This window comes from Streptomyces sp. PA03-1a (genome assembly GCF_033792805.1).
GTDB lineage: Bacteria > Actinomycetota > Actinomycetes > Streptomycetales > Streptomycetaceae > Actinacidiphila.
The window spans coordinates 1-2,104 of record NZ_JARAVO010000456.1 but is presented as its reverse complement, the minus strand read 5'-3'; the positions used below and the strand labels follow the sequence as shown (position 1 = coordinate 2,104).

2 protein-coding genes and 1 pseudogene are annotated in these 2,104 nt (G+C 74.0%); all 3 read left to right on the top strand.

The features are described from left to right. On the top strand, positions 1-303 hold a 303-nt coding region (locus tag PV341_RS44835; protein WP_500361002.1), incomplete at its 5' end, for a peptidoglycan-binding domain-containing protein. A gap of 76 nt (positions 304-379) precedes the next feature. Continuing rightward, positions 380-1,663, top strand: coding sequence for a PP2C family protein-serine/threonine phosphatase (locus PV341_RS44830; protein ID WP_500361000.1), 1,284 nt, complete (start codon positions 380-382; stop codon positions 1,661-1,663). Positions 1,664-1,769: 106 nt separating this feature from the next. Beyond that, positions 1,770-2,104, top strand: a pseudogene (locus PV341_RS44825) (FUSC family protein); the annotation flags it as partial.

The following is a 2,104-nucleotide window of genomic DNA, read 5'->3' as shown; positions in this document are numbered from 1 at the left end:
GTGTCGCCCTGCCGGAGCACCCCGCCGATCGCGCCCGCACCCGGCTCGCCCGGTGCGGGCGCGATCGGCGGGGTGCTCCGGCAGGGCGACACCGGACCGGCCGTCAGCGAGCTCCAGGCCCGGCTGCTGCGGATCCCGGACGTCTACGCGGACGGTGCCGTCGACGGCCGCTTCGACGGGCGCCTCGCCGCGGCCGTCGCCCGTTTCCAGGTCTGGTACGGCGTCCGCGGCGACGAGAGCGGTGAGTACGGCGACGCCACGCGCCGCGACCTGGAGTCCCGTACGTCGCTCGCCTCGGGCTGAAGGCGCCGCCGGGCGGGCCCGCCTGGCGGCGCCTTCGCGACAGGTGAGGCGGCCGAACGCCTTATAGATTGGTTGCGTGGCCCTGCCGGACACGGGGGACGACGAGCACGCCGTGGCGACACCGCAGATCGACTACGCGGCGCTGTTCGCGGCGACCCCGAGCCCGTACCTGGTACTGGACGCGGCGCTGGTGATCGTGGGCGTCAACCAGGCGTACCTGGCGGCGACCAAACGCACCCGGGACGACCTGATCGGCCAGTACATCTTCGACGCGTTCCCCGACAACCCGGACGACCCGCTGGCCGACGGGGTGCGCAACCTCAGCGCCTCCCTGCAGCGGGCCCTGACCTGCCGCGAGCCCGACACGATGGCGCTGCAGAAGTACGACATCCCGGTGATGGACGATCCCGGGAGGTTCGAGGAGCGCTGGTGGAGCCCGATCAACACCCCTGTCCTCGGGCCGGACGGCACCGTCGCATGGATCATCCACCGGGTGGAGGACGTGACCTCGTTCGTCCAGGCCCGCCGCCACCGGCACGGGCTGCAGGGCTCGGAGCTGAGCGAGCGGGAGCAGGCGATGGAGGCCGAGCTGTACGCGCGGGCCCGGGAGCTGCAGCGCCTCAACGACCAGCTGCGCGAGGCCCACGCCCGCGAACGGCAGGTCGCCCTCACGTTGCAGGAGGCCATGCTCCACTCGCCGGACCTGCACCAGCACGAGGATATCGCGGTGCGCTACCTGCCGGCCGCGGGCTCGCTCAACGTGTGCGGCGACTGGTACGACGTGGTCAACCTCTCGCCGAACCGCTACGCGGTGGCGGTCGGCGACGTCGTGGGCCACGGCCTGGAGGCCGCCAGCGTCATGGGGATGCTGCGTAGCGCGCTGAGCGCGGCCATGCGCACCGTCGACGGTCCCGCCAAGGCCCTGGAGGTCGTCGGCCTCTACGCCCGCTGCGTCGAAGGTGCCGTGGCCACCACCGCCGTCAGCGCGCTGATCGACAAGGAGCGGCGCACGATCAGCTACAGCAGCGCCGGGCATCCGCCGCCCGTGCTGCTCCACGGCGACGGCACCTGCGAACTGCTGGACCAGGCCACCGACCCGCCCCTGGGTGCCCGCCCCGCCCACGTCGCCCGGCCGCAGGCGGCCTTGACGTACCGCCCGGGGGACACGCTGGTGCTCTACACCGACGGCCTGATCGAGCGCCGCAGGGAGGACATCTACACGGGCCTGGCCCGGCTGACCTCCGCGCTCGCCGATACCCCCGGGCTCGGCGCCGAGCGGCTCGCGGACGCCCTGCTGGCCCGGCTCGGCGTCACCGGAGGCGCGGCCGACGACATCGCGCTGGTCACCGTGCGCCTGTGAGGCGCGGGCGGGGCAGGACCGCGCGGTGGCCGGGCGGTCCTGCCCCGCCTACCGTGATCTGAAGGGGTCCGGCGTGTCGTGGACCTGAGGAACGAGGAGGCCGCGGGTGCCCGGTCGCGGTGCGCGGGAGTGGCTGCGGGCCCGTGATTCGGGCCTCCGCGCGGTGCGCCGTTCGGTGCGGGTGACCCTCGTGGCGTGCCTGAGCTTCTACGTCGCGCGCTACGGCTTCGGCCAGCCGGTCGTCGCGATCTACGCCCTCTTCGGCGCCGTGGCCTCCGGTGGCCTGTCCTACGTGCCCGGTACGCCGGTCGAGCGCGCCCGCACGCTGATGGCCGCGCTGCCGGTGGCCGCGCTGCTCATCACCCTGGGCACGGCACTGGCCGTCAGCGACTGGACGGCGGCGCTGGGGATGCTCGGGGTCGGGTTCGCGGTGTCGTACGC